The sequence below is a fragment of the Sporosarcina sp. Y352 genome (genome assembly GCF_056786535.1).
The window spans coordinates 1-26,139 of sequence record NZ_JBXCJE010000022.1; the positions used below are offsets into that span (position 1 = coordinate 1).

At 34.5% G+C, this 26,139-nt stretch carries 29 protein-coding genes and 1 pseudogene; 24 read left to right on the forward strand and 6 right to left on the reverse strand.

The features are described 5' to 3' along the window. The first annotated feature begins 224 nt into the window (after window positions 1–224). Entirely contained in the window at window positions 225–386 is a 162-nt protein-coding gene (locus AC1TO6_RS20330) for a tRNA U-34 5-methylaminomethyl-2-thiouridine biosynthesis protein (RefSeq protein ID WP_482103403.1), read from the forward strand. Between the two features lie 135 nt (window positions 387–521). Continuing rightward, window positions 522–1,391, forward strand: coding sequence for a GNAT family N-acetyltransferase (locus AC1TO6_RS20335; RefSeq protein WP_482103404.1), 870 nt, complete (start codon window positions 522–524; stop codon window positions 1,389–1,391). A gap of 231 nt (window positions 1,392–1,622) precedes the next feature. Here AC1TO6_RS20335 and AC1TO6_RS20340 read toward each other — a convergent pair whose 3' ends face one another. The 4 genes from AC1TO6_RS20340 to AC1TO6_RS20355 all read right to left on the reverse strand — a co-directional run bounded on the left by AC1TO6_RS20340 (window position 1,623) and on the right by AC1TO6_RS20355 (window position 5,447). Continuing rightward, window positions 1,623–2,528 carry a DMT family transporter gene (locus AC1TO6_RS20340; protein ID WP_482103405.1) on the reverse strand — a complete coding sequence of 302 codons (906 nt, stop codon included), beginning with the start codon at window positions 2,526–2,528 and terminating at the stop codon, window positions 1,623–1,625. A gap of 343 nt (window positions 2,529–2,871) precedes the next feature. Beyond that, window positions 2,872–3,594 carry an NADPH-dependent F420 reductase gene (locus AC1TO6_RS20345; RefSeq protein ID WP_482103406.1) on the reverse strand — a complete coding sequence of 241 codons (723 nt, stop codon included), beginning with the start codon at window positions 3,592–3,594 and terminating at the stop codon, window positions 2,872–2,874. A gap of 114 nt (window positions 3,595–3,708) precedes the next feature. Beyond that, window positions 3,709–4,479, reverse strand: a complete 771-nt coding sequence (locus AC1TO6_RS20350; RefSeq protein WP_482103407.1) for an SDR family NAD(P)-dependent oxidoreductase — start codon at window positions 4,477–4,479, stop codon at window positions 3,709–3,711. A 209-nt stretch (window positions 4,480–4,688) separates the two neighbouring features. Then, window positions 4,689–5,447 carry an SDR family NAD(P)-dependent oxidoreductase gene (locus AC1TO6_RS20355; RefSeq protein ID WP_482103408.1) on the reverse strand — a complete coding sequence of 253 codons (759 nt, stop codon included), beginning with the start codon at window positions 5,445–5,447 and terminating at the stop codon, window positions 4,689–4,691. Window positions 5,448–5,621: 174 nt separating this feature from the next. On the opposite strand from AC1TO6_RS20355, the gene AC1TO6_RS20360 reads away from it, so the two are divergent. The 5 genes from AC1TO6_RS20360 to AC1TO6_RS20380 all read left to right on the forward strand — a co-directional run bounded on the left by AC1TO6_RS20360 (window position 5,622) and on the right by AC1TO6_RS20380 (window position 10,154). Further along, entirely contained in the window at window positions 5,622–6,227 is a 606-nt protein-coding gene (locus tag AC1TO6_RS20360; protein ID WP_482103409.1) for a TetR/AcrR family transcriptional regulator, read from the forward strand. Window positions 6,228–6,468: 241 nt separating this feature from the next. Further along, window positions 6,469–6,876 carry a hypothetical protein gene (locus tag AC1TO6_RS20365; RefSeq protein ID WP_482103410.1) on the forward strand — a complete coding sequence of 136 codons (408 nt, stop codon included), beginning with the start codon at window positions 6,469–6,471 and terminating at the stop codon, window positions 6,874–6,876. 1,292 nt (window positions 6,877–8,168) lie between these two features. Beyond that, a complete protein-coding gene (locus tag AC1TO6_RS20370) occupies window positions 8,169–9,134 on the forward strand; it encodes a hypothetical protein (RefSeq protein WP_482103411.1) in 966 nt (321 codons plus the stop codon). A 52-nt stretch (window positions 9,135–9,186) separates the two neighbouring features. After that, entirely contained in the window at window positions 9,187–9,480 is a 294-nt protein-coding gene (locus AC1TO6_RS20375; RefSeq protein ID WP_482103431.1) for a hypothetical protein, read from the forward strand. Between the two features lie 236 nt (window positions 9,481–9,716). Then, window positions 9,717–10,154 (forward strand): VOC family protein, encoded by a 438-nt coding sequence (locus AC1TO6_RS20380; protein WP_482103412.1) that lies wholly within the window; start codon window positions 9,717–9,719, stop codon window positions 10,152–10,154. Between the two features lie 597 nt (window positions 10,155–10,751). Here AC1TO6_RS20380 and AC1TO6_RS20385 read toward each other — a convergent pair. Continuing rightward, a complete protein-coding gene (locus AC1TO6_RS20385; RefSeq protein WP_482103413.1) occupies window positions 10,752–11,720 on the reverse strand; it encodes an NAD(P)-dependent alcohol dehydrogenase in 969 nt (322 codons plus the stop codon). Window positions 11,721–12,120: 400 nt separating this feature from the next. Between AC1TO6_RS20385 and AC1TO6_RS20390 the strand changes: the two genes are divergently transcribed. Together AC1TO6_RS20390 and AC1TO6_RS20395 are read left to right on the forward strand one after the other, a co-directional pair. Further along, a complete protein-coding gene (locus AC1TO6_RS20390) occupies window positions 12,121–12,405 on the forward strand; it encodes a hypothetical protein (RefSeq protein WP_482103414.1) in 285 nt (94 codons plus the stop codon). Window positions 12,406–12,548: 143 nt separating this feature from the next. Beyond that, a pseudogene (locus AC1TO6_RS20395) lies at window positions 12,549–13,246 on the forward strand (polysaccharide deacetylase family protein). A 398-nt stretch (window positions 13,247–13,644) separates the two neighbouring features. Here the strand turns inward: AC1TO6_RS20395 and AC1TO6_RS20400 are convergent. Further along, window positions 13,645–14,277, reverse strand: a complete 633-nt coding sequence (locus AC1TO6_RS20400; protein WP_482103415.1) for a LysE family translocator — start codon at window positions 14,275–14,277, stop codon at window positions 13,645–13,647. Window positions 14,278–14,610: 333 nt separating this feature from the next. Between AC1TO6_RS20400 and AC1TO6_RS20405 the strand changes: the two genes are divergently transcribed. From AC1TO6_RS20405 to AC1TO6_RS20475, 15 genes are all read left to right on the forward strand, one after another. Beyond that, the gene (locus AC1TO6_RS20405) at window positions 14,611–15,036 is read left to right on the forward strand and encodes a hypothetical protein (protein WP_482103416.1); all 426 of its coding nucleotides are present in this window, start codon (window positions 14,611–14,613) and stop codon (window positions 15,034–15,036) included. A 241-nt stretch (window positions 15,037–15,277) separates the two neighbouring features. Continuing rightward, the gene (locus AC1TO6_RS20410; RefSeq protein ID WP_482103417.1) at window positions 15,278–15,733 is read left to right on the forward strand and encodes a YoqH family protein; all 456 of its coding nucleotides are present in this window, start codon (window positions 15,278–15,280) and stop codon (window positions 15,731–15,733) included. A 145-nt stretch (window positions 15,734–15,878) separates the two neighbouring features. After that, entirely contained in the window at window positions 15,879–16,718 is an 840-nt protein-coding gene (locus AC1TO6_RS20415) for a DUF3888 domain-containing protein (RefSeq protein ID WP_482103418.1), read from the forward strand. A gap of 311 nt (window positions 16,719–17,029) precedes the next feature. Then, a complete protein-coding gene (locus AC1TO6_RS20420) occupies window positions 17,030–17,443 on the forward strand; it encodes a VOC family protein (protein ID WP_482103419.1) in 414 nt (137 codons plus the stop codon). A 266-nt stretch (window positions 17,444–17,709) separates the two neighbouring features. Then, window positions 17,710–18,099 carry a hypothetical protein gene (locus tag AC1TO6_RS20425; RefSeq protein ID WP_482103420.1) on the forward strand — a complete coding sequence of 130 codons (390 nt, stop codon included), beginning with the start codon at window positions 17,710–17,712 and terminating at the stop codon, window positions 18,097–18,099. A 130-nt stretch (window positions 18,100–18,229) separates the two neighbouring features. Continuing rightward, window positions 18,230–18,430, forward strand: a complete 201-nt coding sequence (locus tag AC1TO6_RS20430) for a hypothetical protein (RefSeq protein WP_482103421.1) — start codon at window positions 18,230–18,232, stop codon at window positions 18,428–18,430. A gap of 215 nt (window positions 18,431–18,645) precedes the next feature. Beyond that, on the forward strand, window positions 18,646–18,876 hold the full coding sequence (locus AC1TO6_RS20435) for a DUF3953 domain-containing protein (RefSeq protein ID WP_482103422.1): 231 nt from the start codon (window positions 18,646–18,648) through the stop codon (window positions 18,874–18,876). A gap of 128 nt (window positions 18,877–19,004) precedes the next feature. Further along, window positions 19,005–19,427 carry a hypothetical protein gene (locus AC1TO6_RS20440; RefSeq protein ID WP_482103423.1) on the forward strand — a complete coding sequence of 141 codons (423 nt, stop codon included), beginning with the start codon at window positions 19,005–19,007 and terminating at the stop codon, window positions 19,425–19,427. A gap of 120 nt (window positions 19,428–19,547) precedes the next feature. Next, window positions 19,548–19,901 (forward strand): hypothetical protein, encoded by a 354-nt coding sequence (locus AC1TO6_RS20445; protein ID WP_482103424.1) that lies wholly within the window; start codon window positions 19,548–19,550, stop codon window positions 19,899–19,901. Window positions 19,902–20,397: 496 nt separating this feature from the next. Then, entirely contained in the window at window positions 20,398–20,646 is a 249-nt protein-coding gene (locus AC1TO6_RS20450; protein ID WP_482103425.1) for a hypothetical protein, read from the forward strand. Window positions 20,647–20,854: 208 nt separating this feature from the next. Further along, entirely contained in the window at window positions 20,855–21,280 is a 426-nt protein-coding gene (locus AC1TO6_RS20455) for a GNAT family N-acetyltransferase (protein WP_482103426.1), read from the forward strand. Between the two features lie 591 nt (window positions 21,281–21,871). Then, a complete protein-coding gene (locus AC1TO6_RS20460) occupies window positions 21,872–22,810 on the forward strand; it encodes a DNA/RNA non-specific endonuclease (RefSeq protein WP_482103427.1) in 939 nt (312 codons plus the stop codon). A gap of 285 nt (window positions 22,811–23,095) precedes the next feature. After that, window positions 23,096–23,665 (forward strand): GNAT family N-acetyltransferase, encoded by a 570-nt coding sequence (locus AC1TO6_RS20465; RefSeq protein ID WP_482103428.1) that lies wholly within the window; start codon window positions 23,096–23,098, stop codon window positions 23,663–23,665. A 143-nt stretch (window positions 23,666–23,808) separates the two neighbouring features. Further along, complete coding sequence (locus tag AC1TO6_RS20470) at window positions 23,809–24,264, forward strand: hypothetical protein (RefSeq protein ID WP_482103429.1); 456 nt, start codon at window positions 23,809–23,811, stop codon at window positions 24,262–24,264. A gap of 753 nt (window positions 24,265–25,017) precedes the next feature. Continuing rightward, window positions 25,018–25,686 (forward strand): DNA alkylation repair protein, encoded by a 669-nt coding sequence (locus AC1TO6_RS20475; RefSeq protein ID WP_482103430.1) that lies wholly within the window; start codon window positions 25,018–25,020, stop codon window positions 25,684–25,686. The last annotated feature ends 453 nt before the right edge of the window (window positions 25,687–26,139 follow it).

The window sequence follows — 26,139 nt, forward strand, 5'->3', positions numbered from 1 at the left end:
GTTGGAACGCCGTATGAAGCGAAAGTTTCACGTACGGTGTGAAGTGGGGGAAAAGCTGACGATAACTTCAAAGGCTTACCTATCACTATAACAACTGAAGTGCACCTCAAACAGGGGCTTCTTAGGAGGCTCTTTTTTCTTCTTCAACTAACGGGGCAGTTTAGTTGAAGAAGGAATTCGAAGACGATTGGAGAAATTAACTAATAAATAGAGGAGGTAGGATAGTGAAAAGTCTATTTTATTTAATATTGGGTTCTTTGATAGGATGGCTTATATGGGGATTTATTAAGAATGATTTTTCTCCAAATGGATATGGTTTGCTTTTAATAGGTCTTATTTTAGGTTTTTTAATAGGCAGACGTAATCCGAAAGAAGAAACAGAATAAATGAAAACTTATTGAACTAACGCAGCATTTTAGTGAAATAAGGAAGTATATTTTGAAGTGCGTCGAAGTAGTTAAAAATAAATAGGGTTTTTTTATAACGGACAGTTATAAAATATAGAGGTGTGGTGACATTATATGAATGAAACAATAGAAAAAGCAAAAGACCTTGAGGAATTATCTCGGTTTTTATCTGAAATAAACAAACAAAAAAAATCACACATTGGTTATTGTGGTGAAAAGGTAGAGGAAATCTACAAGACATTAAAAGAAGACTTTGTCAGTAATGATGGTGAAATCAAATTTTTCGTCGCAAGAAGCAATATAGGGGAAATCATAGCAGCTATTGGTGTTGACATAGATGAATCAAGTGCAGAAGTATGGGGACCGTTTAATCAAATATCTTCTGTCAAGCTACAACATCAATTATGGGAACAGTTAGTAAATGAGAATGCAACAGTTCAAGTATTTTATTTTTTTATTAATAAAGAAAATATAGAACAACAAGCATTTATGAATGAGCTAAAGGCAAAAAAGACGGGCGAACACCTTATCTTAGAAATTAAAGAACAAAACCTTAATAGAGTAATTGAGTTAAAAAGTACAACGTTTATACAAAGTGATTTTCAAGCATTTGAAAAATTACATAACGAAACTTTTCCAAGCACTTACTACGACGCAAAAACAATAACAGAGAAACTAAGCAATGAAAATATTTTAAGAGTGCTTAAAACCGAATCTAATGAGTTGCAAGGCTATGCCTACTTTGAAGTTGATACTGAAATGGCAGAGGCTACATTGGAGTATATTGGTATTTCTATAGAGGCTCAAAATCAAGGTTTAGGCACGATGTTGTTAAAAGAAGTGCTGACAGAAATGTTTTCATACCCACAAATTAACGAAATTAAATTATCCGTAAATAATACCAACAGCCAAGCGAATCACGTTTATATCAAAGCTGGGTTTAAACCGAAAGATATTTTAATAAGTTATCTTCTTAAACTATAGGGGGCGTTTCTACAATAAGTGGAAACGCTTTTTCACTAAAGCCGCAGGTTACTTGAATAAGAATACCGAAAAAGGACCCTCAGACAAGGTCCTTTTTGATGCTAATGAATTAAAATTGAAAATTTCATCAATCATAAAGTTTCACTAAGGTCGATGCCACTATAGGATGCAAGAATGAAAGTAAAGAACTGTCATAAAGGATATTTTCTTGTATGTTATCGGGTAGTTAAGTTAAACTTTCAGATTTGCCTCCGATGCCGGTGTAGGTCGCTTGTTCAGATGAAAATTACCCGACAAATATAACCCAGCCAATACAAATACTGTAGCAATCATATCGAACTTGGTAAATTCCTCCCCCAATAGGATGGAAGCTTGAAGATATCCTGCAATCGGTGTTAACAATAACCAAATATTTGCCTTGACCGCATCCAGTTTAAGCAAGTAAAACCAAAGAATCATTCCAATAATCGAAACACCAAATACCGACCATACAAGATATAAGATTAGATTCTGATCCAATACAAAGCTTTTACCAGATTCTAATAACAAGGAAGGAATGATTAACATGATCCCGCCGAGTAACACCTGCCACGCATTAATGACCAAACTCGGCAGTTGTAAATTTGCCTTTTGAAAGTATACACTCCCAATAGCCATCGATATCATCCCAATCATCAGTAAAAGGATGCCACTTAATGTAGAATGACTGCTTTCTAGCAATGGGTATGTTGCAATCACTAACCCGACAGCCGCAACCACCATTCCAACCCACTCTTTTCGTTTAATAGAGCGACTTGCGAATATAGATGAAAGCAGTGCAACCAAAAACGGGTTAATCACGACAGCGAGATTAAAAAAGCTTGAAGAAACTGTTTGTAACGCCCAAAAGCCACAACCAAGATATAGCGTAGTGTTAAATAACCCTAATAAAATTAATGGCTTCCATTCTCGTTTTTGGGGCAGTGGATATTTCCCCCGTCTAAACACATAAATATATAAGATTAAGAGACCTCCTGCTAAAATAAAACGGATCGTCCCCATAGTTAACGGTGGGGATGAAAGCAAGCCAAATTTCACAGAGACTGCCCCGGATGCCCATAGGATGGTAAACAATATACCAAGCAACACAATATTCACTCTCTTCACACTCCTAATAAATACCATTATTTAACAGTTATAATTTAGAGTTATAGCATACTTGAACAAGTAATAATATTCACAAATGGAATAAGAGTGAAAGAATGTACTTAAACTTTAGAGTGCTTTACTTTAATTAAAAGTAGAACCTTTTTCTTATTCAAGTAACGGTGCAGGTTAGTATAACAACAATACATTTTTTTACGGTGTTGAAAATTGTTAACAACATCCTAAAGATATTCCAATGTGAATGAATAACAGAAGTAGTGATCAAAGTTTTTTTGATCACTGTTTTTATGTCTGCTATTCAATTTAAAGCAATGATCAATATGGGCTTCCTAAATTATGAATTATATGTTTCTCTGTTTATGTTCATAATATCTTTATGTGAAAATCCATCTGAATACATCTCGATTGCCTTGTCCCGTAGGAATGGGGCTTTTTCTTTATCTGCCTTTTTCAATGCTTCCGTTAGTTCTTCTTTTGTTAGTTCTGTGCAGTATGCAGGAGTTCCTGGCTGTTGTCTCCAAGAATCAGTTAAAGAGCCACTATCCACTGCATCGAAGCCTAGCTCATTTACTAGGTCCATGATTATTTGTTTTTGTGATAGGTCATTACCGGAAATTGCCATGGCAATGCGACCACTAGTACCTTCGGGGGTTCCTTTATTTTCTAAAGTATAAGCTAATAGATTGCTGAAAGCTTTAATGATAGGTCTACCTAATTGATTTGAAACCCAAACACTTTCAACCATCCCGTTCTCAATTTCTTCAATTTTATTGTCTCTAAAAGGATAATAATTTGAAGTGTCTACAGTGATAACTTCTTCTCCAGCTTTATCTACAATGTTGCGAATGCTTGGCACTACATGAAGAGGGATAGATATGATAAGAACATCAATATTTGTTATTACATCTTCTACACTCACAGGTGATCCAGCAAGCTCTTTACCTTCTAAACGTTCAATTCCTCGAGCGTCTGCAATTTTAACATCATATCCATTGTTGACTAACTTTTTAGAAATACTTGTTCCTATTGGTCCTGCACCTATAATTCCAAATCTCATAATTGTTCCTCCTAAATATAATTTTGTTTAATTATGATTCAATATCAGCTAATTCAGTAGTAAATCGTGTGGAAATTGCTGTTAAAGAAGTTCTATGAATAGCTTAGTAATTAATTACTTTGTTGAGGTAGCTCCTCCATCTACTACAAATTCACTTCCTGTAGCAAACTTAGACTCATCAGATGCTAAAAACAACACCATATATGCAAGGTCTTTAGGATCACCTAAATGCGGTGGAAGCGGGAAATTGGCTTCAATTGTTTCTCTCAATTCAGGGAGATCCCTTAGTGAGCTTTCTACCATCGGGGTATTAATTACACCTGGATGTACAGAATTCACACGAATATTATCTTTTGCCAGTACTTTTGCAGCGTGCTTTGTCATCGAGCGAACAGCACCTTTAGAAGCACTGTAGGCTACATCATATCCATCGGGACCTCCACCAACAAGTGCACCGATTGATGACATGTTTATGATTGAGCCCTTACCGTTTTCCTGCATTTTAGGAATAACAGTTTGCATACCTAAAAATACACTTGTTGCGTTTATTGCCAAAACTTTGTTCCATTCTTCTAAAGTTGCTTCCTTAACACTTTTTCCTATCTGAATAGCGGCATTATTTACTAATACGTCTACTTTACCATATTTTTCAACAGTATCATCAATAGCAGTTTTCCATTCGTCAGGAGAAGTCACATCTAGTTTTAAAGCAAGTGCATCCCCGCCGTTAGCATTAATTTCATTTATTCTTTCTTGTAAAAGTTCGAATTGTACGTCTGCCGCTACTACCTTTGCTCCTTCTTCAGCAAAGGTTTGGGCCATAGTTAACCCCATTCCTGCTGCAGCACCTGTAATAATTGCTACTTTACCATCTAATCTTGCCATTCTATTTTCCTCCCAGAAAAATATTTTTGATTCCACTATAATCTTAGAGAGCAGGTTCATGTTCCTCTTGAGAAAAAATCGCCACGCACCCTATTGGAGTAATAAAAATCAAGTACAATAGTGGACGAAGCATATAAGCTATTAGATCTTCCATTTATATGACACCTAGAAGTTCTAATAGCTTATGTTGCTAGCTTCAAAGTCTTTAATTACTTGTTGATAGTAGCTCTTGCTCCATCAACTACATAGTCTCCGCCACTTATATAACTAGCTTTATCAGATGCTAAGAATACGATTAATTCGGAAACTTCTTTTGGATCTGCAAAACGTTTCATTGGAAGGAGATTTTCAGACACATCATCAATTTGCTCTTTAGTTAATGTAGCTTCAGCCATAGGTGTAAGTATTGCTCCTGGAAGAACAGCATTGACTCGAATGTTTTTATCAGCAAATTCATATGCCGCTTGTTTTGTAAGGCCTCTAACTGCAAATTTTGAAGCAGTATAAGCTGGATTCACTGTAATATCATGTCTCAATCCAGCAAGGGAAGAAACATTTATAATAGACCCTTTATTATTTTCAACCATTGTAGGTAAGACTGCTCTCATGCCGTAAAAAGTTCCGTTTTGATTAATATCAATTATTTTTTTATACAAGCCTTCTTCTATATCCAATAGTCCTGTTATCGCACCTGCAAGTCCTGCATTATTCACTAAAATATCGATGTTACCAAACGTATCTTTAGCAGTTTGAACAATGTTAGCCCAACTTTTAGGGTCTGTTACGTCTAGCTCTACGAAAATAGCTTTGTCTTCTCCGATGTCTTTTGCAACTTTCTCGCCATTTTCAACATCAAGATCTCCGATTACAATTTTTGCACCTTCGTCAGCAAGCTTTCTTGTATGAAATTCCCCCATACCTTTTGCCCCGCCAGTAATAATCGCTACTTTACCTTCTAATAGTCCCATTATTTGTTCCTCCTATTTATGATTACGTATTTTAAATAAAAGCGCTTACGTTTATATTATAAGATTCGTTCGATATAATGTTAATAAGCATACATAATCCATATGTTGAAAACTCAACAAAGTGAACGAATTTGTTCGGTATATTTAAGAATAGAACGGAAATGAGGTTGATTTATGTTGAATAATTCAAATCGTCAATCCAGAAAAAAACAAATGACAAGGGATTTATTAAAAAATGTTTTTATCGAACTTATTTTGGAAGAAAACAATGTAAATTCTATTACCATTAGCGATATTACCAATCGGGCTGATTTTAATAGAGGTACATTCTATATCCACTACCAAGATAAAATTGACCTCGTGGAAGATTTATACCAAGATGCTATTGAAGTGATACACCAATCGATAAAAGACCCATATAAAAATATGAATAAGGTGTTTTTTGAAGGGGTTATTCCTTCGATTGAACTGTTATTTGAATATATCCGAAGAAATAAAAGGTTGTTTAGATGCCTAGATAGGATAGAGAACCATCCAGATATATATAATCGTCTTGAGCAATTTTTGTGGAATTTATTCAATAAAGAAATTCATATTGAACGGGAAACTGATGCTCAGGAAACAGAGTACGAAATTTTTCTTAGCTTTCAAATTCACGCTACAGTTGGTGTCATTAAGTATTGGATTAAAAAGGATTTTACCTTCTCTACAAAATTTATGAGCGAACAACTAACATCTTTTTATTCAGATAAAGTAATTGCGATGAAATGGAAGAATTAAAACTTTAATTGATAATAGTTGATTAATGCAAAAGTTTTACAGGGTGGCATTTTTTTCTTGCACTAACGGGGCAGGTTAGTTGAAGAAGGAGTTCAGAAGAAGATTGGAGAAATTAACTAATTAGGGGGAGATACAACTGAAAAGAAATATATTTGTAGGAATTTTATTTTTCATAGTTTTTTTAGTCGGGTGTTCAGGTGAACAAACATTTGAAGATTTTTTTCAACAAAAAATGAAAAAAATGCATTTAGGTGAAGAAAATTATTCGTATTCACTTGTTGATAAACAGTTTAATGTCGTACATGAAGACGATGCAATCGCAGTGTTCAAAGAGAATAAGAATCAAGAGGAAAAGATATTTATAGCATACTTCGAGAAAGAAGATAATCAATGGGAATGGAAACATACAAAAGGAGCCAAATGGAATTCACCTGTTAAATGGTCTTCTATGTATAATGAACCTTATATTTACTCTGGTGCAATCAATGATAATTCAATTGCTGAAGTATATGCTGGTGATGAACGAGCAACAATAATTGACGTTGAAGATGAAAAAAGATTTTGGTTTGCTATTAGTCCAATTAAAGACGTGAAAGTTAAGATGGTTAAAACAGGTGGTACTGAAGAAATTATTGAAGAAGTTAACTAAGAAGAATTAGATAGTAAATAATATTTTGAAGAAATGTAATTCAACTCCCATGAAAATTAAAAAACGCTCAAAATCTATAAAACTGCATAACAAAAAAAGCTCAGAAAAAGTTTTTTTAAAAAAAGGCTGAGCCTTCAAAATGATTATATTAAGTTGAAAGTTAATCAGTAACCAACTCCATTCTTCATAGAATAAAGGCAGGCTGGTGCAATAACCAGAGTAGGATTAATCTCCCATGAGTGCTACTCGTATAGAGTGCGACAGTCTGTGATGCACCGTGGTCGTTGGAGTCAGACTAACGGATGGGCTCTATGGCACCATAGTTCATCGACCTTCTTCGCCAGCCGTAGTATCCAATACCCGTTCTGCATATATTTTCATCCTCTGTGGTGTAGCGCTGACTTTGCGCTACATGTATGGCTAACGGGTGCTTTACTTGAAGATCGTTGAGCTGCTTAGACGGCTTTTTTTTTTTTGTTCAACTAAAGAAGCAGGATAGTTGAACAAGGGTAGTGTAGGGCGAATAAATATTCATTATAAATACCCATTTTTTTATGGAGGGCGGACGAGTTGATAACCAAAGCAGAAATAATAAATCAACCATATTCGGGACAATACAAGGAGAGGGTTTATGATGTTACAAATCCATGGAATTCCCAAAGTTGGACATGGGTAAAATTTGAGAATGAGGATTTTAATGAATGGTGTGGTGAATTCAGAGGGGTACCACGGGCCGTTGCATTATCTTAGAAATATAACAATGTTCTAGTTCTCACTTCAGATTATTTATTTCAAATGGATTGTCTTAGTGGAGAATTAATCGAATATGAGTTCCAACATCTATATCAAAGTTTAACTGTAACTCCATCAGGAGAATTCATAATAGCTGATTATTATAGTATAGACAAAATAGAATTAAATTTAAAAAATATGACACTTTTTGAAAGTCCATTAGAAATGATGGACATGATTAAATTTAATGGTTGGTCTAATAATAAGTTATCAATCAAATGTAATGAGCTAATGAATTGGGACAATAATTTTGAGTTAGAACTTGATGGAGATACACTAGAAATAACTATAAAAGACTTTACATAACATTATATCTGCGTTTTAGTCATTTTCTTATTATAAAATGATTGAATTTACGAAAAAATATCATGAAGAAATAAAGAATGAAATTACATAAAGACATTTATGTTGCAGGAGAAGTATTTAACAATGTCATTTGAGTTTATGGGTATGTGGAGATGTAATAAAAATAATTAATAAACGGAGCTTGAGGTGAAGTGATGTATATTTTAGATCAAACGAATGAATGGGATGCCGATTTACCTGAGTTCGATGTGCGAAATGACGAAGTTGTAAATCAGCGGAAAATGCTTTTTGATTATTTTATTATGAAGGCCTCTACTGTGGATATATTGGGATACCGAGGTTTAAATGAAGAAAAGATGATAAAGCAAATGAAGAAGCTTTTTAAAAATAAGCGAGTAAAAACAGATCATCATGGTAAATGCTACAAGTTCTTTTTAGACGACGCAGCAAGAAGTTGGATTTTAGCAAATAATATTAGTGAATGTACAAGCGTTGTATATGATGAAAAAGACAAAGCGATTGCTGATTTTAATAGACATGTGTCCTTTTATGAAAAAGTGCCTGTGCCATGTAATGTGTTGTCGGTGAAAGAGCTACCAATTCAACTTGAAATTTATATTCGTGAAGATGATAGAGAGTGTGATGTAGATTTACAAGAACAGGCTAAATCGTATTATATTAGTACGGACTATGATTGTATAGAAAAACTTGCTTTTGAAACAATTGAAAACCTTTATGTTTATCCATTGTCTATTTATATTGAAACGCACGATGGAGAGCAGCATCAAATGCAAAAGGAGTGGGCAAAGTATGCTGTAGAATATATAGACTCCGGACAGCGTGTGTTTACTCTCTCTTCAAAAGGAATGTATCATGCAGAGGTCCCAGGTTTCTTTTTAACAGTAAAAAATACCGATGAATTAAAAGTTGTGTTCGAAGAGCTATTTTACTTAGCCTATCAAAACGACACATTCATCGTGTCTCAAAATAAGATGGATATCCGAACTGGCCGTAATCGAATTTTCAAATCAGGTGATGAAATGGTTTTAACGTTCGATCATGATGCACAAGGGATTATCCTATACACTGCACTAAATTTCAAAAAAATAAAGAACTATTTTACCGGCTATATGATTACACACATACAACAAGAGAGTTAGGAAACTAACTCTCTTCTTAAATACCTTACAAAAGGGAGAGTGAAGGTTGATTATGAACCAATTATATTTGTCATTAAGTAAAGCAGGTTTGATGTTTAAGGGTGAAACAGATAAAGGAGTGGTTGATTTCATTCTATTTGAAACCTACGAGAATGGAAACACAACATCAGTGGATGTAAATACATTCGAAACGCTATTCGAGGGTGTAAAAGGGAGTCCAACCTATGAAGCCTTGTCGGGATCTCATACTTTTACATTGGAGGATACGCAATACACCATGACTGCTGAAGAAATGGGTTATCAAAAGTATTTCGATCAATGGAAAGAACAAGGAGTGTTTAAATAACGAGTGCTTTGCTGCTTAGACGGCTCTTTTTCTTGTTCAACTAAAGGAGCAGGATTGCTGAATAACAAAGTTTCGGTAAAATATGCAACATTCTCCTTGTAGGTAGAAATGATGAGTAGAATGCGCGCACAATCAGAAATGCAGATGTCTTTTTATCATAGTAATCGTCCATTTGTTAATACTAGAATTTGAATAAAGGATATTACAAAATAACAGGATCATAGGAGGTATGAAAATTGAGGATTCGAAGAATGGATCATGTGGGTGTAATCGTAAATGATCTCTCTGCCGCTAAAGAGTTTTTTCTCGATTTTGGACTTGAGGTGAAAGGGGAATGGGAAATGGAAGGAGAGTTGATGGGATATGCAGTTGGGCTTAATGATGCTAAAGTTGCGTGTGTAGGATTGGGGACGCCAGAAGGTAAGACATGGGTAGAGCTAATCAAATTTTATAAGCCGTCAGATGAAAAAGATATTCAGCAAACCTTTGCAAATACACTGGGTATCCGACATATTGCATTTACTGTGGAAGATATTGAAGCTGTTGTTGCCAAATTGAAAAAGAAGGGCACGGAAATCTTTAGTGAGATACAGCAATACGAAGAAAGTTATAAATTATGCTATGTTCGTGGTCCAGAGGGAATTATTTTGGAGTTGGCTGAGGAAATCAAATAAGTACTATTAGTTAAAATGAAAGTACGACTCTTTGTTACTTTCAATTTTTTTAATTTGTGAAGAAATGTACTTCGACTAACTGTTGCGTTAGTTGAAGAGTATTGTTTATCTTGTGTTCAAAAACCGGGTGGAAAAATACAAGGGTGGGGTTAGTATGCTTTTACTTTGGTATGCTTCATTTTTGACATCAATTATCACATTGGCATTCGGGGTTTCTAGACGCTCTTGGCTTTTCTAACGAAAGGAGAAGGGAGTAGTACAAATGAAGAAATATATTAATAAAGGAAATATAAAGTTTTTTCTATTAGGATGTTTAACATATTTTATAATTTCAACGATAATAGAACTAATCAGATAAGGCTTCACTAAGATTAAAATGATGAATAGATAAAAAAAATTGAGGTAACGGGTGCGCCAGTTGAAAATCATCGAGTTGGTAATGTAGCTCTTTTTTCTCATTGAACTAACGGGCCAGGTTAGTTTAATAAGAGAGGTCAAATCTTTATTCTGAAGGATAGTCACCTTCTTTAAAAATGAAGAAAACGCACATTTTTAATAGGTTAAAATTGTGCGTTCGGTATATTATTCATCTAATAATTAGACAGTAAGGACAACTTTACCTTGAGCGTGACCTTCCTGGAAATATTTGAATGCTTCAGATACTTCGCTTAAATCAAACCGTTCATCAATTACTGGTTTTACTTTGCCAGTCTCAAGTAATTCCTTTATATAAATTAAATCTTTTTGGTTTGCTCTCTGTAAAAGGTTACTTATTTTCTTACTTCCAGTCATTGAAATAAAAGGTCCAAGAACTAACGTTTGAAACATTTGGGATTCGGCTCCACCTACGTGAACAAAATGCCCATTTGGTTTTAATACACGTTTATAAGCTGAAATGGAATTAGACCCGTTAACACCAAGGATCAAATCATAACGCTCCTTTTTTTGGGTGAAATCCTCTTTTGTATAATCAATGATGTGGTCTGCTCCTATTGAATGCACTATTTCTAAATTTCTTGTACTACATACACCTGTTACTTCAGCCCCAAAGGATTTGGCTATTTGTACCGCGAAAGTACCGACGCCTCCAGATGCCCCATAAATTAATACCTTCTGTCCTGCCTTAATCTTTCCTTTATCGCGTAGTCCCTGTAAGGCTGTCACGCCTGCCATAGGTGAGGCAGCAGCTTCCTCGAAGGAGATGTTGGTTGGCTTTAAAGCTAATGCGAATTCTGGGACAGACACATATTCAGCAAAACCACCCCAGCCACAAACTGAGAGGTCACCGAATACCTCATCCCCTGGTTGAAACTGCTTCACATTCTTGCCAACAGCTTCAACTATACCCGCTATGTCACCTCCCGGTATAGCGTATTTTGGTCTCAGTAGCCCAAAAGCCAAGCGAGCTAAGAACGGTTTGCCTATCAAAAGAACCAAGTTACTAAAGTTCAAGGATGCTGTATGAACTTTTACCAATACTTGATTCTCTAAAGGCAAAGGCTTTTCTATCTCTTTTAATTCAAGTACGTCAGGTGATCCATATTTGTTACAAACGATAGCTTTCATAAAATCCCCCCAATTTTCTTAGATTTAATTGTATTACAAAGATATAAATGACCGGAAACGAGAGATAGTAAAGTGTTATTATTAATATGGAATTACGAGTTGAAAGATTCTAAAGATATTTTAGGTTGGGAGTACTTTGAACAATGGAGAGTGAAATGTGTCTGGAGATTACACTTCAACTAACGGGCCATTTTGCGGAAGTAAAAAATGTAACATATCCTTATAACAGTCGTCTAAGGCTTAATTGAAATAGAGCTAAATACTTCTGTGAACTGGCATTATGACTACCTGCTGTGTATGGCATATACAAACTCGTTGGGAAATAGAATCCCTTATTGGACTAACAGGGCAGGTTAGTGAAAGAAGTTACTTGATAAAATTAAGAAAAAGGGGATATGGAATGAAGAAAAAGATAAACCTATGGTCATTTATCTTATCAATAATTTGCATTTTGTTATTTTTTATAGTTTCTTTTTCTGGTCCAATTGATTACTCCATAATGGGTACACACCCTTTAAATCTGGTTTTATATATTACATTGATAACTTTTGTTTTAGGATTATTAGGTTTTTCGGGTGTTCAAGATTGGAAAGGGATGACGAGAAGTATAACTACTGTAATTATTACTTTGGGGTTATCAGCTTTCTTGGCTGTCGTTATATTTTTTGGAAGTTTATTAAGCTAACAAGTGCTTTACTTGAATATCGTTGAGCGGCTTAGGCGACTCTATTTTCTTGTTGAACTAAAGTAGCATGTTTACTTCAATAAAGTTACATTATGCTAAAATACAAGCGTTATATAATAGCTTTTGAAAGAAAGGAAACACAGATGAAAAAGAAAATACTATTTTTTGGAATTGGATTTTTAATAATGGCTCTTTTATTCGCAGGAACGTTTAAAGTTACGAAACTAAGAACCTTTCAATTATTTGGAGGGTTAACATACCAAGTTGAAACGGAAAACAAGGTCATTGCTTTAACATTTGATGACGGTCCGACAAAGAACGTGGATCAAATTCTGCCTATATTAGATAAATACAAGGCAAAAGCCACTTTTTTTCTTATCGGAAATGATATTGAAAAACACCCTGAAGAAGCAAAGAAATTGGTAGAATCAGGGCATCAAATTGGAAATCACACCTATTCACACGAAAGAATGGTTTTAAAATCTCCTTCTTACATTAAAGAGGAAATAGAAAAAACAGATGCGTTGATTAGAAAGTCTGGATATAAGAGCGAAATCGACTTTCGACCTCCTTATGGGAAAAAATTGTGGGATTACCCTATTATTTAAAGAAGCACAACAGAGAGACGATTATGTGGTCTTTAGAACCGGATACCTATTACACAAGTGCTGATGAAAAAGTAGATTATGTAGCGGATAACATTAAGCCAGGCTCGATAATCTTGCTGCATCCAATGTACGATCAAACTGGTGAGGAAATCCAAGTGATTGAAGATGTTTTACGAGAACTTACGAACGATGGGTATAAATTTGTGACTGTGGATGAACTTCAGGAATTATGATTTAAACAGTAAAAATGATTTATCTTTCTTTAGCATTTTCGTTTGCAGAGATACAGTTGATAAAACAAGGGTGATTGTTCTAAAGGGATGTATCGCTTTTACCTTCTTCAAGTGACGGATGCTTTACATAAACTAAGTCAAAATCGTAACGAAGAGGACTATCAGAACATCGTTAATATACTATATGAGGGAAAGGATATGAACTCTCAGTAAATCGCACGAATGATGGAGCGGAATTTAAAAAAGGACAAATAATTAGACAATAAAACTTTCATTAACTATCCTGCTTTAGTTAACAATCATGGAGTTGCTTAGGCTGCTCTTTTTTCTTATTGAAAACTTTGTGGTTATGAAGAGAAAAGACCCTTTGACTCTAATCAAAGGGTCTTAAAAGATTTCTAATTATGAGCCTTTTCTAGAGCCAGTTTAACACCAAAACCTATCAGTATAGTACCTGTTATTCCTTCAATAAACGTTTGGGTCCTAGGCTTTTTCATAAAAGTACTAATCTGGTTAAGTAAATAGATATAGAACAAAAACCATACGGCGGTTAAGACGGAATAAGTTATTCCCATTATGAGGAATGGCAAAAAAGTATTGCTTCCCGAATCCACGAACTGTGGCAAGAAGGTTAGGAAAAAGATAGCAACTTTTGGATTTAGGATGTTGGTAAGGAAACCTTGTTTAAAACAAGACTTGCTTTCATACTTACTTTCGAAAGTCATTTGGGTGGGGGTTGCTGCCTTCTTGTTCTTTAGTGCCCATAATGTCTTGATGCCTAGATAAATTAAGTACACAGCGCCGACGTATTTGAAGACAGAAAATAATAAAGCCGATTTCACAATAATTGCTGAAAGACCTACAACAGCAGCCAATGTATGAATTAGTAGTGCACAACAAGTACCAAACATAGTTTTAAGACCTCCTGTTCTTCCAACAGTGAGGGTGTTTTTTGTAGCGATAGCAGTATCAGGACCAGGTAAAATAATGAGAAAAATACACATAATTAAAAACAAATAAAAGTTCTCCATTTTTATTAACCACCTTTCTAAGTATTATTACTTAACTATTGTTAAACTTAATTTACCATAAATATTTTGAATAGTGGGTTATTTTTAAGAGTAATTCTTCTTCAACTAACCGGTGCTTTAGTTAGACAGGAACATCATTTCGTTGTTCTATTTTTTATCCGGCATACCAAGTAGATATTAAAAAAACATTGTGAAGTGTGTTGGTTAACTGTTGTTCAACATTCGGGCTATTTAACGGAAGACTTTCTAATTCTTTAATAGATTTAAAACTGTCCTCGAAATATAAAATCTAACCATACAATTAACTCAAATTAGAGATGATGGAGGGATCTTATGACAGTAAAAGTGAGCCTTATTATATTGATCATACTGGCAATCCTATTTGGTAGTACGACATTCGTACTTTATCATAAAGTGTCTGTTTATAAAGCAGGAATGGATAATGGCATTCAAGATATGCTAAGGGATAGTGCGCTCTTTTTTGAAAATGAACAGTACGACATAGATTATGTGGAGCCTTTATATACACTGTATGGGTATGCAGAAATGCAGTATAACTATATGCAAATGACGACAGATTCTGAGATTTACACAGTCGCACGTATTGTGAGGAAATTTGTAGATCCTGATGAATATGCGCAATTATCAACTGAACAAAAGTCGGAAACTGCGCACTATTTACGTCAAATGGCTAATAATGAATTGGACGATTTTGATAAAGAAGTGCTACCGTTTTTGAATGAGTTATTGGTGGAGTAGTCTACACGATTGCAAAATAGTTGCTCTAGAGTTTAGTTTTTACGAGAAATTAATCCTATCATTTAATAAGACCGCATTAATAATTGAACTGTTGTAACGCAATCAGACGCGATTGTTGTAATCGCGTCGCTGTTCTTATTGAACTAACGGAGCAGGATAGTTCAACAAGAAACGATTGAAATATAATAAATATGGAGTTTTGGGGAATAATGATACTAAACAAATTTAAGGAGAATCAGAAATGAAAAAATTGCTTTTTAGCCTTATCTTCGTTTTAGTAATCCTTCCTTCACAAACACACTCTGAGAATAAAATTGAAGAGTTGCCACCTTGTTCAGTAATACTTGAACCAACAAAAAACGTACCTAAAAATGCCAGAGGAGTAGCACTGATTTATAATATTGAAAGAAAGTTTAATGATGAACGAACAAGTCTCAGTGTTCACGCACTTCATTTACCAAAACCATCTAGTTTTGGAGATTATGATGGTTATGAAGTATTAGCTTATATTCCGAGGGAAATAAGTTGGATTTTCTCATTGTCTCCTTTAACTAAATATGGAGAAACTACTTGGGTTGGGAATTTGGATGAAGTTTCTCCTGTAATGCGACCGACTCGTATCAAAGTTAGGACAGTCAATACAACGACAAAGAAAACGGGTCCTATTGTACTTGAAAAAATACTGAAACCTTGTTGAACTAACGGGTGCTTTACTTGAAAATCGTTGAGCTGCTTAGACAGCTCTTTTCTTGTTTAACTAACGTAGCAGTTTAGTTGAAGAATAATTAAAAAACTTCAGGGGAAAATACTCATAAATTAAATCTATATTAAAGGAGTATTCGATGAAGAAAATCCTGGTAATACTATCTTTTGTTCTTCTTAGTGTTTATATTGATAACCATCAAATGGTTATGGAAAAACCTCCGAATGAGGACTTATACAATGATGCTTTGTTAACAGTAACTTCAGGGAATCTTGATTTCCAAAGTGAGCAACCTGATTATAAACTTATATATGATACACTGCTTACAACCCTTGACCCATCCATACAAAAGGAAATTATTAATTATTATGGCTATCCCAAGCAATATGGTTTATATGATGCCAAAATCCTGAGTATCAGCAGGCATGAGGGTCAGTTTGGCTTTATTGCAAAAGTCCAAGTAACAACATTTGAACATGCACATGACCCTCCTTATGGCAAGGAAACAATGACTTTTAATATAAGTCCATTTGGGGTTAAAACCATTAGCTTTCAACATGAGAGCGCTAAATTAGAAAAGGATATAAATGAATTTTATAAAGAAACACTTTCAGATATAAAACAGTCTTTTAATTTGAATTTAGAGTCTTACTCTTCTTACACGCACAATCAATTGCAATACCAAGCAGAAATAAATAATGAATTTAAATCCCTTTTTAATATTGCAGAGGAAATCGTAACCAATGTATTGTTTCCCGAGAGAAAGATACCCAACAAAAATGTTATTGACCCTGTTACCTTTATAAAAGACAACACAGGTTATATGCTCTTTAAAATGTCTGATGGTACAAATGTAAATTATAAAGTACAAAAGAAAGATGGTAATTGGATAGTAACAGATAAAAATAGTAAACAAGGTAAGAAAATGGATTATAAATTACCATGGTATGTATGGGAAGAAAATAAGCCTACTGATTAATTCAGTTAGGCTTTTTTAATAATATAAAATGTGTGTGTATGGTTTCAGTGTGTAGTATTTGAAGCGGGCTTTCAAACTGAATTTTTATCGGAATTGAAAGATATCGTGTCCCAATCCTTATTCAACTAACGGGTGCTTTATTTTAATATGTCCATCATTTCGATGATCTACTTTTACGTCCAAAACATCAAGAAGATTTCGGCAATACAGTGTTAAATGTTACACTTAAACTTACGACGCAGGTTAGTGGAAGTAGGTGTTTTATACAATACATGGGAGAGTAGAATTAAATTAAAAAAGGAGATATAACTATGACAAAACAATTTTGGATCAACTTGCCAGTTAAAGATACAGAAAAATCAAAAGAGTTTTATAGCAAACTTGGATTTTCGACTAATACACCACTTGGCAATAGCGATCAAGTGCAATTAGTCATCGGAGATAATAATGCTACAGTAATGCTTTTTCCTGTATCTACTTTCAAAAATTTTACCAAACATGAAATAGTCGATACAAAACGAGCTACTGAAGTATTATTTTCCATTGATGCAGAGAGCAAAGTAGAAGTAGATGAAATAGCAAAGAAGGCAATAAAGGCTGGAGGTACAATTTTTGGTGAGCCATCAGAGAACCAAGGATGGATGTACGGCTGCGGTTTTGCTGATTTAGATGGTCACCGCTGGAATGTGTTGTATATGGATATGAGCAAGATGCCGAAGGAGTAAGAAATAGAAAGCTAAATCTCTTATTAAGCCAACGGGTGTTTTAGTCAAGTAGAGCAACGTCTTTTAAGACGTTGCTCCTTTACAATTAAAAGTACTTCTGATAATACTCTTTCCTAAGTCTTCCGCTTAATTGAGCGTATATCATTGTGGTTTCATTTTTCTCATGCCCTATAAGACTATGTATGACTTCAATAGGAGCTTAGTTGAGCAAGAAGGTATATTTGGAAGGATGTAGAAATAGTTACCGTAAGGGGAGGTAGCTTGAAATGAAGAATATTTCTAAGTGCATTTTTATCACCTGTTTAATGTTGATGTTAGTTTCTTGTGAAAACAATAGTGGTCTTGCATTCAAAGGTGAAGGTGTAAATTGGAGTGGCGAACTAATTACTGAATATAGTTTTTGGGGAAAAGAGATTCAGAGTATAAGGATAACCTATAAAGGTGAAAACCCTGAACAGCTAAGCATACCTAGTTTTAACGTAGAAAGTACTGACTTCTTGGGTTGGGGTATAGGCGATATACAATTAGATAAAGAAGGGATTTATTATAGTGGGGATGTTGTCGAATTGGATACTAAAACTCCATCTTCGTCTAAGATAATATTAACTTTAGAAGGTGAAGAGTCTGAAACTATAACATTAAGTTCAAGTTCATAAAATATAGTTCTTTCTTCTTGAACTAATGGGTGCTTTACTTCAATTAGGGGTTAAGCACCCTTTTTTCGGCTAAAGGGGCAGGTTAATTTAAGAAGGTTATAAAGAAATATTTAATTGGGGGTAGAGATAAATGATATGGGGAACTATTTTACTCTGGATTGTTGGTTTATTAATTTTGTACATAGTAATCTTTGCAGCAGTAAAGGAGGGGATTGATAAGTCAGAGGTTGGTCGGTTAATAAAAACGAAGTATGGGGTTAAAGATGAAATTGTTACGGTTAGTGATGATGAAATTGAAAAAGAATTAGAAGACGAATTTAATAAAAAATAGTGGATGATAAATAGTTTTGAAAAAGTAATTCAGTAAACCTTCTGCAACTAACGGGTGCTTTACTTGAAGTTTATTGAGCTGCTTAGAAGGCTCTTTTTTCTTGTTCAACTAACGCAGCAGGTTAGTTCAAGAAGGAATTCCATTTTTATAACAAGAAAAAAGAGTTCAAAGTGATATGATTAAACAAGAAATTGTACAGGGGCTTAATAGGGGAGATGGAAGTATTGAAAATATTAAAAGTTATCTTATCAGTTATTGTTATAGCATTAGCAGGTTATGGTCTAATTACTAAAAACTTTGAGTTTATGCCACATATGATATTGTTCTTAGGTGTGTTTATGTTGGTTACGGGGATTTCGGAACTACAAGCAAAAAAGAAAACAAGTGCGGTATTTTTTATCCTTGCAGCAGCGTTTTTATTTTTTGTTGCCATTTACACTTTTTAAGCTAACGGGTGCTTTACTTCAAGAAGGAGTGAAGCTTTTTCTTATTGAACTAACGGAGCAGTTTAGTTCAATAAGAATGCTAAAATAAATTGCCTAAATCTTTTAATGGTTTATGGAGGTGTAAAATTATGAAAAGGTTCTTAACAGCAGCACTATCTGCTATTTTATTTGCAACAATGTTTTCTTGGTTTTTCTTTGTACCCAGCTCTCAACGGGAACCTAATGTGTATTATTCTAGTCTTTTAGAAACGTTTACCTTAGTCATTATTTATGCCGGACCTGTTTTTTTTCTGGTAGGATTACCTCTTTCAATCTTTATTGATAAGTTAGTTGCGAAGTTTAACAAAAGTTTAAGATGGGCACGTTACTTTTTCGGGTTAGGTTTATATTCGATAGCTGGTATCCTTTTTGGTGTTGTTTTTCTAAATATACTTAACCCAAATATCTATCTAGAAGATGTTATTCCATTTTCAATATGCTGTTTTATAGCGTCTAATATTTACTATCACTTGCTATTGTCGGTTTCGAAAATAGATTCAGTATTCAACTAACGGGTGCTTTAATTTAACAAGGGTTGTCTTGAAGGGTAGCTTTTCTTTTTGAGCTAAAAGGTGTTGAAGAAAGTCTAAGAAGATTGTTGAGAAATGTATACTAACAAAGGGGGGGATAAAATGACGAATTATTATTATTTTGCATCAGACCAGAAGATGGGGTTAGGTAATAGTTCACTTGATTTTACAGAGACAGAATTACACATTCCAGGATTCGATTATCCGATTCAGGTAGAAATCTATAATGGGATTGAAAAAGCTTGGGAGTTGCGGGAACTACTACAGTATATTCTTCATCACACCGAACCTTATAAGGTTTGTATTGTACAAATAGCTCATTTAATAAATTCAAATCGGATTGAACTAAAGGTACAGAAAAAATCTAATTTATTATTGCACCAAATTGTTGACCCGAAGCAACTTTTACTACAAGAAGGACATTTGTTGACAATCAAAAAAGTACCAACCTTTTAATAGCTTTTTTAAGGAAGATAAACTAAATAGGTTGTTTTTACGATAGTGCTTGTTAAACTAACGGGTGCTTTAGTTCAATAAGAAAAGGAGCGTCGTTCAGCGTTTGAATTCCTTCTCACACTAACGAGGCAGTTAAGTTGAATAAGGATTAGTTTAAAATTTAATCGATGAAGGAGTTTTAAAATGGAGCTAATCTTAATTAGTATCTTCTCAGCCATAATAATCTTTATAACGGTTTATTTCATGATTAAAGTATTAAATATTGCCTATAAAAGGGAAGAAATATCGCTTCGAAAATGTAGACTTTTAGTAACTTCTTCAATCATAATAGGTTTACTCGTAAGTTCGATTTTGCCCTTTGTTTATCAAAAAATAATTGATGCAATTCTCTAAGTACTTTTGTAGAAATTTTATCGAGTAATACCTGTCTAGTGTTGAGCGTATTCTACTAACGGGGTAGGTTTGTTCAATAACAAGTATTGAAAGGAGATTTTTTGTGAGAACTATATGGTTTCCGTTATTATCATCAGTTGGGACAATGGCTCTATTATATTGGATTGGAAATAAATTTAATTTATCTCTTCTTAGGTTTTCAATTGATCTAAATGAACCGTTAGAAAATGGGTTGATTTTTGATGCAAATATTGCAATACTTCCTCTTGCTATCGGCTTAATAGTTGGATTTATTGTGCAACGTATAGTTAAAGTTAAAAGCAAACCAGGTACAATGAAGAGGAAGAGATAAAATGGGGATCAATAAGTTCAGGTTTTGCTGAAGGTGTTATTCCACTAACGGGTGCTTTACTTGAAGATTGTTGAGCTGCTTAGACGGCTCTTTTTTTGTTCCACTAAAGCAGGAGGTTACATCAATAAGCAAACATGGATTATTTATAAATTCAGGTTCATTTTTTATTATAAAATATATACTCAAAAACTTAAATGGAGGGATAGTTATGAAAATAACTCAGCAATGGAATCAAGAAGACAGTGATTTTATTCGTAAAAAGGTAATTGAACACAATCTTTCTAAACTACCGGATGATGTAAAACACCCAGTCAAAAACATTAGCTTTATCCTTAGAGATGAAGAGGAGAAAATTTTAGGTGGCATTACAGGAACGATTTTTTGGTATCACTTACATATTGATTTCTTATGGGTTGATGAATCCCTAAGAGGTAAAGGATACGGAAAACAGTTATTAGATAATATAGAGGATATTGCAAGGGAAAATAGATGCAAACGCATACAACTAGATACATTTAGCTTTCAAGCACCAAATTTCTATCAAAAATATGGTTATGAAGTATTTGGTATAATAGAAGAACATCCTAATAAAGATAATCAACAGTATTATCTTTCGAAGAAACTAGTTTATTGAGATACCTTGTTCAACTGACGAGTGCTCTAGTTAAAGAACGAGGATTTTCTTAGGTAACTCTTTTTCAGGTTTGTTGAATAAACGAGTATGTCCCATTTTTACAAGAATAAGAAGTACCACTGAGGTTAGAATAGAGATGAAGGAGATTTAAGAATTAATTCTAATAGAAGGTATATGTATGAATGACAAAATAACAGAAAGTGAGTTTCAAGAGATAATCCGTAGAAGAAGTAACGGCGAGATAACCTTTTCGCAATTCTTAGAAGAACTGTCTCAAAGAGGCATAAATGAATAAGAAATAGAAGTTGCTACGGGTCAAGCCACATATAAAGGAGTTCATGCGGAGTTTAAAACAGATTCCCAAGTAAGCTTGGTGATCTCAGATAAATTTAATAGAAATAAGGTACTTGAGGCAATCTCTAACATCTCACTTCCCTTCTTAGCCTTCTTAGAAGAGATTGCTGAGGGTGGAATTGTAACCTATCGTGTGGACATACCTGAGAAAAAGGTTACTTATATTGGAATCGGAGAAGAAAGTATTGAAGAACAGCTTAAAATTTAAAGAAATTCCAGAAATAGGAGAGTCCTAAAATGAAAAAGAAAATGAACTATTTAATCTTACTGTTAACGACCATCTTTATGGTTGGTTGTACCAACTTAGAAGAAGCATCCATTTCACAAGTAGAAACAGATCCACAAGCAGTAAACGCAGTTGAAACAAATGAAAATAGTGTAAAAGAAGAATCTATCACTACGGTTGTTGAAGAACCAGTAGTAGAGGAAACACCAACCCAACCGAATAAGGAACTATTCACAGGATATAAACTTATTGAAGTTGATGGTGGTGATTTGTCTGGATATCGTGAACCTAACGTCGTCGTTGACATTGGTTACGGGGACCGTGAATATTGGGCATTTACTAATGAATACGGGCAACTAGTACGTGTCATTGCCGACGAAGTCATTATGCAAGATGACAGCAATGAACCTGTATTATCGTCTGGCAGATACTATTCTGATGAGGCAAAGGTTCCTGGCGTCGAAAGTGACGTTTTAGATGAAGGACATATAATTGCGGATTCTCTCGGAGGTGTATCGAATGCTTATAATATTACCCCACAAGATAGTACGCTCAACCGACATGGTGATCAAGCTTATATGGAAAACGTGATTCGTAGCACAGGTGGAGCTACTAATTTTGAAGCAATAATCACATATCCGAATACGGAAACGCAGATTCCTTCGAGTTATCAGTATACCTATACTTTAATGGGTAACGAGATCGTTGATACATTTGACAATGTGAACCCTGATGAAGTAAACGCATCGCTCGGTTTAACAGGTAGTGAGCCTTCTGATACAACGAGTTCAAACACAAACGGTGATATTTCTAGTGTTGATACAAACGGTAATGGACAGGTGACGATTAAAGAAGCAAAAACAGCAGGTTTTAGTATGCCAATAACGAGTGATCATTGGTTATACCCCTATATGCGCGATGCTGATAAGGACGGTATGGTTGGTGAGTAAGACCCTAGAACATTGAGGCAATATAAATGAACGAAAGAACATTTTTCTCGTTGGACGATTTATAACAATTTGCAAACGGATGTCTATACAGAAACAACTGAAGTTAATGGTCATATCATCTATAAAGTTTGTACCGTGAAAATTTAATTAATTTTCACTAACGAGTGCTTTACTTCATGAAGGAGTAAAGCCTTTTTTCTAATTGAAGTAACAGGGCAGGTTGGTTTAAGAAGATAACTGATAATATGGGGAAATGTTAAATGAAAATAATGGAGTGTGAGTGTAATGATATATTTAGGTCATAAACCCCTAATAAAGGGGGAGAAAGTTGTTCTCAGACCTTTTATAGATGAAGATTTTCCTTACATAGAGGAATGCTTAAAGGATTCTGAAGTAATAAAACTGACAGGGAGCAGTTCGGATTTTGATAAGGAATCAATTCTCCATTGGTACAATACAAGGAATGAACAAACCGATCGCTTGGATCTGGCGATTGTTGACCAATCCCAAGGTATCTTAGTGGGAGAAGTAGTAGCCAATTTATATGATGAAAAAAATCATAGTATGAATTTTAGGATACTTATTGGACCAAGGGGAAGAAATCGTGGATTAGGAACTGAAGCAACTCAACTCATAATTGATTATCTATTTAAAAATACTACACTTAACGAACTTACTTTAAGTGTTTTTGACTTCAATCCAAGGGCTAAGTATGTTTATGAAAAGGTTGGCTTTGTTATAGATAGTATTGATGAAAACGATCTAGAATTTGAAGGAGAATGGATAGATTCTATCAATATGAATTTGACAAAAGAAAATTGGCTGAACAGGGAAAATCCATTAAGAAATTCTTGAACAGACAATAGGGCCATTCTTTAATAATCTCTTAAAAAGAAATGCGGGTATTAATGTTGAAATTTTTAAGTGATATTGTGAAAAATGTACTTAAATATCGAGGCAGTATAGTATAAGCTAACATATTTTCAGGTATTTGCCTCATGAATTTCATGAAATTTAAGTTTATTACCAAAAAATTGAGAGAGTGGGAAATTGCAGTTATTATAAAGAGAAAAATATTAACTGCTATTCTTAGTAGTTTGTTATTTGCACTTATCTATTCAGTACTTGGTGGCATTGAAGTGAACCGATTTCTTAATTTATATTTAAATTTATACTATTTAAACCTTATGTTTGTAATTACGTACGGTGTTATTGCTTCCTTGTTTAGTGACTGGCTTAGTAGGAAGGTTTCTAATAGAGCTTTTACTCGTGAAATTACCTCCTTCTTAATTCATTGTTGCTGCGGAGCAGTATTACAAGTTTTTGGTCTTGGTTCTGCTATCTTATTCTTTATTATTGATCGTTTATTAAGTAGATTGAAGATTGGATGGCTGTCAGTAATCATAGCATTATTAATCGTAGTACTGGTATTTATAATTATGATTAATAGGTAGGCAAAATATGCGAATTGAATTTAACAGCTAGAGATTGAAATTATGAACTTAATGTAACGAAAGTTTTAGTTGAATAGTAATCTTCGACAACCGGGCGCGATCGTTTTATAAGTGTCTCTGTTCTTATTAAACTCCCATGAAAATTAAAAAACGCTCAAAATCTATAAAAAAAAGCTCGGAAAAAGTATTTTTAATAAAGATTGAGCATTGAGAGGGATAATATTGAATGGATAGGTAAATCAAGAATCAGCTCCATCCTTCCGAAAGTATAGGCAAGGCTGATGCAGTAACCAGAGTAGGAATAATCCCCTATAAGTGCTACCCGTATTGGATGCGACAGACTGTGATGCACCGTGGTCGTTGGAGTCAGACTAACGGATGGTCTCTATGGCACCATAGTTCATCGACCTTCTTCGCCAGCCGTAGTATCCAATACCCGTTCTGTACACATTTTCATCCTCTGTGGTGTAGCGCTGATTTTACGCTACATGTATGGCTAACGGGTGCGTTTCTTTAAAAAGGAATGCTCTTTTCGTATCCAGTTAAAAGGAATTAAATATTATTATTGTATTAAAGATGGTTGCTCTTCTATTATAGGTGGAGAAAGCTTTAATACGATATATGCTACAATATTAAAAAAGGTAAACTTTGGAGGCACACCACTGCAATGAGACTTATAACGAAATTAAGTTCTTGATATATCCTGTCAAGGACATATTATGAAACAGTGCTTTAATAAAGGAGTTGTATAAAATGAATGAAAATAAAGGTGCAGAAATAAAACGCTCTTCAAAAGCAGAAAACATTCTCCCTCAGATCAATAGTAAAACTAAGCTAGGCGACTTACGAAAAATCGCGAAGGACATTAAAAAAGATCACGAACTAGCTATGGAACTTTGGTCAACCGAAGAGTTTTTGCCCAGACTATTAGCAATCTTAATTATGGACAAAAAACTTCTTTCACAAGATGTGCTAAATAAGCTTGATAAGGATATGCAGACTCACACTTTTGATGAGCGAAATAACTTAATGGATTGGTTAATGGCCAATCAGCTCACAAAAGACAAGAAGAAAATTGCATTGATGGAGTCATGGGAAAATAGTCCTTCTGCTCTTCAAAGGCGAGCTTTCTGGTATTATCAAGGGCGATTGAGATGGACTGGACAAACACCGCCTGATAACACCGCAGACTTGCTATCTGCAATAGAAGCTAATATTACGCAGGAAGAACCGGAAGTTCAATGGGCTATGAATTTCACCGCAAGCTGGATAGGCGTTTATGATGAAAATAATCGTGCACGTTGTATTAAACTTGGTGAGAAAACGGGTCTTTACAAAGATGAAATAGTAGCAAAAGGATGTGCTCCCAGCTATTTGCCGGAGTTCATTACGATTGAAGTTAACAAACGACATAATAATTAGTTACCTCTGAAAAGTTTATTAGGGTTTAATGCAAAAAATAAAGGAATTCAAAGCCTCAATATGAAAATTGTAAAAGGCTTGGACCGGAAAATAAAGAAAACTAGTTAGTGAAATATGCAAGGAAGAAGTAAAGGATTAACCCACTATCTCTTTTTGCTCTGTAGGGCGCTTATCTTTAGGAAGAACAACTTTCCAGCTGCGCAGTACAAGGATACTGTTCAATAGAAAAAGATTTTCCACAATCGGACGCTTTTATTTAATAAGAAAGCGTCTTTTTGCATGGACAACTCATTTAAGGGATTAAGTTTATCGAGGTGTAAAAAGGATTGTGAAGTATCGTACTTAAACTAACGGGTGCTTCGTATTATAAGGTTAACCAGTTTTTACTGGTTGACCTTATTTTTATAGGATTTAATATATCAGTAGCCAGGGTAGGACGTACGGGTGCGTGGG

Coding starts and splice junctions, on each gene's coding strand:
- AC1TO6_RS20335 (WP_482103404.1), top strand. CDS start 522: ATGAATGAAACAATAGAAAAAGCAAAAGACCTTGAGGAATTATCTCGG.
- AC1TO6_RS20345 (WP_482103406.1), bottom strand. CDS start 3,594: ATGAGATTTGGAATTATAGGTGCAGGACCAATAGGAACAAGTATTTCT.
- AC1TO6_RS20350 (WP_482103407.1), bottom strand. CDS start 4,479: ATGGCAAGATTAGATGGTAAAGTAGCAATTATTACAGGTGCTGCAGCA.
- AC1TO6_RS20355 (WP_482103408.1), bottom strand. CDS start 5,447: ATGGGACTATTAGAAGGTAAAGTAGCGATTATTACTGGCGGGGCAAAA.
- AC1TO6_RS20360 (WP_482103409.1), top strand. CDS start 5,622: ATGTTGAATAATTCAAATCGTCAATCCAGAAAAAAACAAATGACAAGG.
- AC1TO6_RS20365 (WP_482103410.1), top strand. CDS start 6,469: ATGCATTTAGGTGAAGAAAATTATTCGTATTCACTTGTTGATAAACAG.
- AC1TO6_RS20370 (WP_482103411.1), top strand. CDS start 8,169: ATGTATATTTTAGATCAAACGAATGAATGGGATGCCGATTTACCTGAG.
- AC1TO6_RS20375 (WP_482103431.1), top strand. CDS start 9,187: ATGAACCAATTATATTTGTCATTAAGTAAAGCAGGTTTGATGTTTAAG.
- AC1TO6_RS20385 (WP_482103413.1), bottom strand. CDS start 11,720: ATGAAAGCTATCGTTTGTAACAAATATGGATCACCTGACGTACTTGAA.
- AC1TO6_RS20390 (WP_482103414.1), top strand. CDS start 12,121: ATGAAGAAAAAGATAAACCTATGGTCATTTATCTTATCAATAATTTGC.
- AC1TO6_RS20400 (WP_482103415.1), bottom strand. CDS start 14,277: ATGGAGAACTTTTATTTGTTTTTAATTATGTGTATTTTTCTCATTATT.
- AC1TO6_RS20405 (WP_482103416.1), top strand. CDS start 14,611: ATGACAGTAAAAGTGAGCCTTATTATATTGATCATACTGGCAATCCTA.
- AC1TO6_RS20410 (WP_482103417.1), top strand. CDS start 15,278: ATGAAAAAATTGCTTTTTAGCCTTATCTTCGTTTTAGTAATCCTTCCT.
- AC1TO6_RS20415 (WP_482103418.1), top strand. CDS start 15,879: ATGAAGAAAATCCTGGTAATACTATCTTTTGTTCTTCTTAGTGTTTAT.
- AC1TO6_RS20420 (WP_482103419.1), top strand. CDS start 17,030: ATGACAAAACAATTTTGGATCAACTTGCCAGTTAAAGATACAGAAAAA.
- AC1TO6_RS20425 (WP_482103420.1), top strand. CDS start 17,710: ATGAAGAATATTTCTAAGTGCATTTTTATCACCTGTTTAATGTTGATG.
- AC1TO6_RS20430 (WP_482103421.1), top strand. CDS start 18,230: ATGATATGGGGAACTATTTTACTCTGGATTGTTGGTTTATTAATTTTG.
- AC1TO6_RS20435 (WP_482103422.1), top strand. CDS start 18,646: ATGGAAGTATTGAAAATATTAAAAGTTATCTTATCAGTTATTGTTATA.
- AC1TO6_RS20440 (WP_482103423.1), top strand. CDS start 19,005: ATGAAAAGGTTCTTAACAGCAGCACTATCTGCTATTTTATTTGCAACA.
- AC1TO6_RS20445 (WP_482103424.1), top strand. CDS start 19,548: ATGACGAATTATTATTATTTTGCATCAGACCAGAAGATGGGGTTAGGT.
- AC1TO6_RS20455 (WP_482103426.1), top strand. CDS start 20,855: ATGAAAATAACTCAGCAATGGAATCAAGAAGACAGTGATTTTATTCGT.
- AC1TO6_RS20460 (WP_482103427.1), top strand. CDS start 21,872: ATGAAAAAGAAAATGAACTATTTAATCTTACTGTTAACGACCATCTTT.
- AC1TO6_RS20465 (WP_482103428.1), top strand. CDS start 23,096: ATGATATATTTAGGTCATAAACCCCTAATAAAGGGGGAGAAAGTTGTT.
- AC1TO6_RS20470 (WP_482103429.1), top strand. CDS start 23,809: ATGAATTTCATGAAATTTAAGTTTATTACCAAAAAATTGAGAGAGTGG.
- AC1TO6_RS20475 (WP_482103430.1), top strand. CDS start 25,018: ATGAATGAAAATAAAGGTGCAGAAATAAAACGCTCTTCAAAAGCAGAA.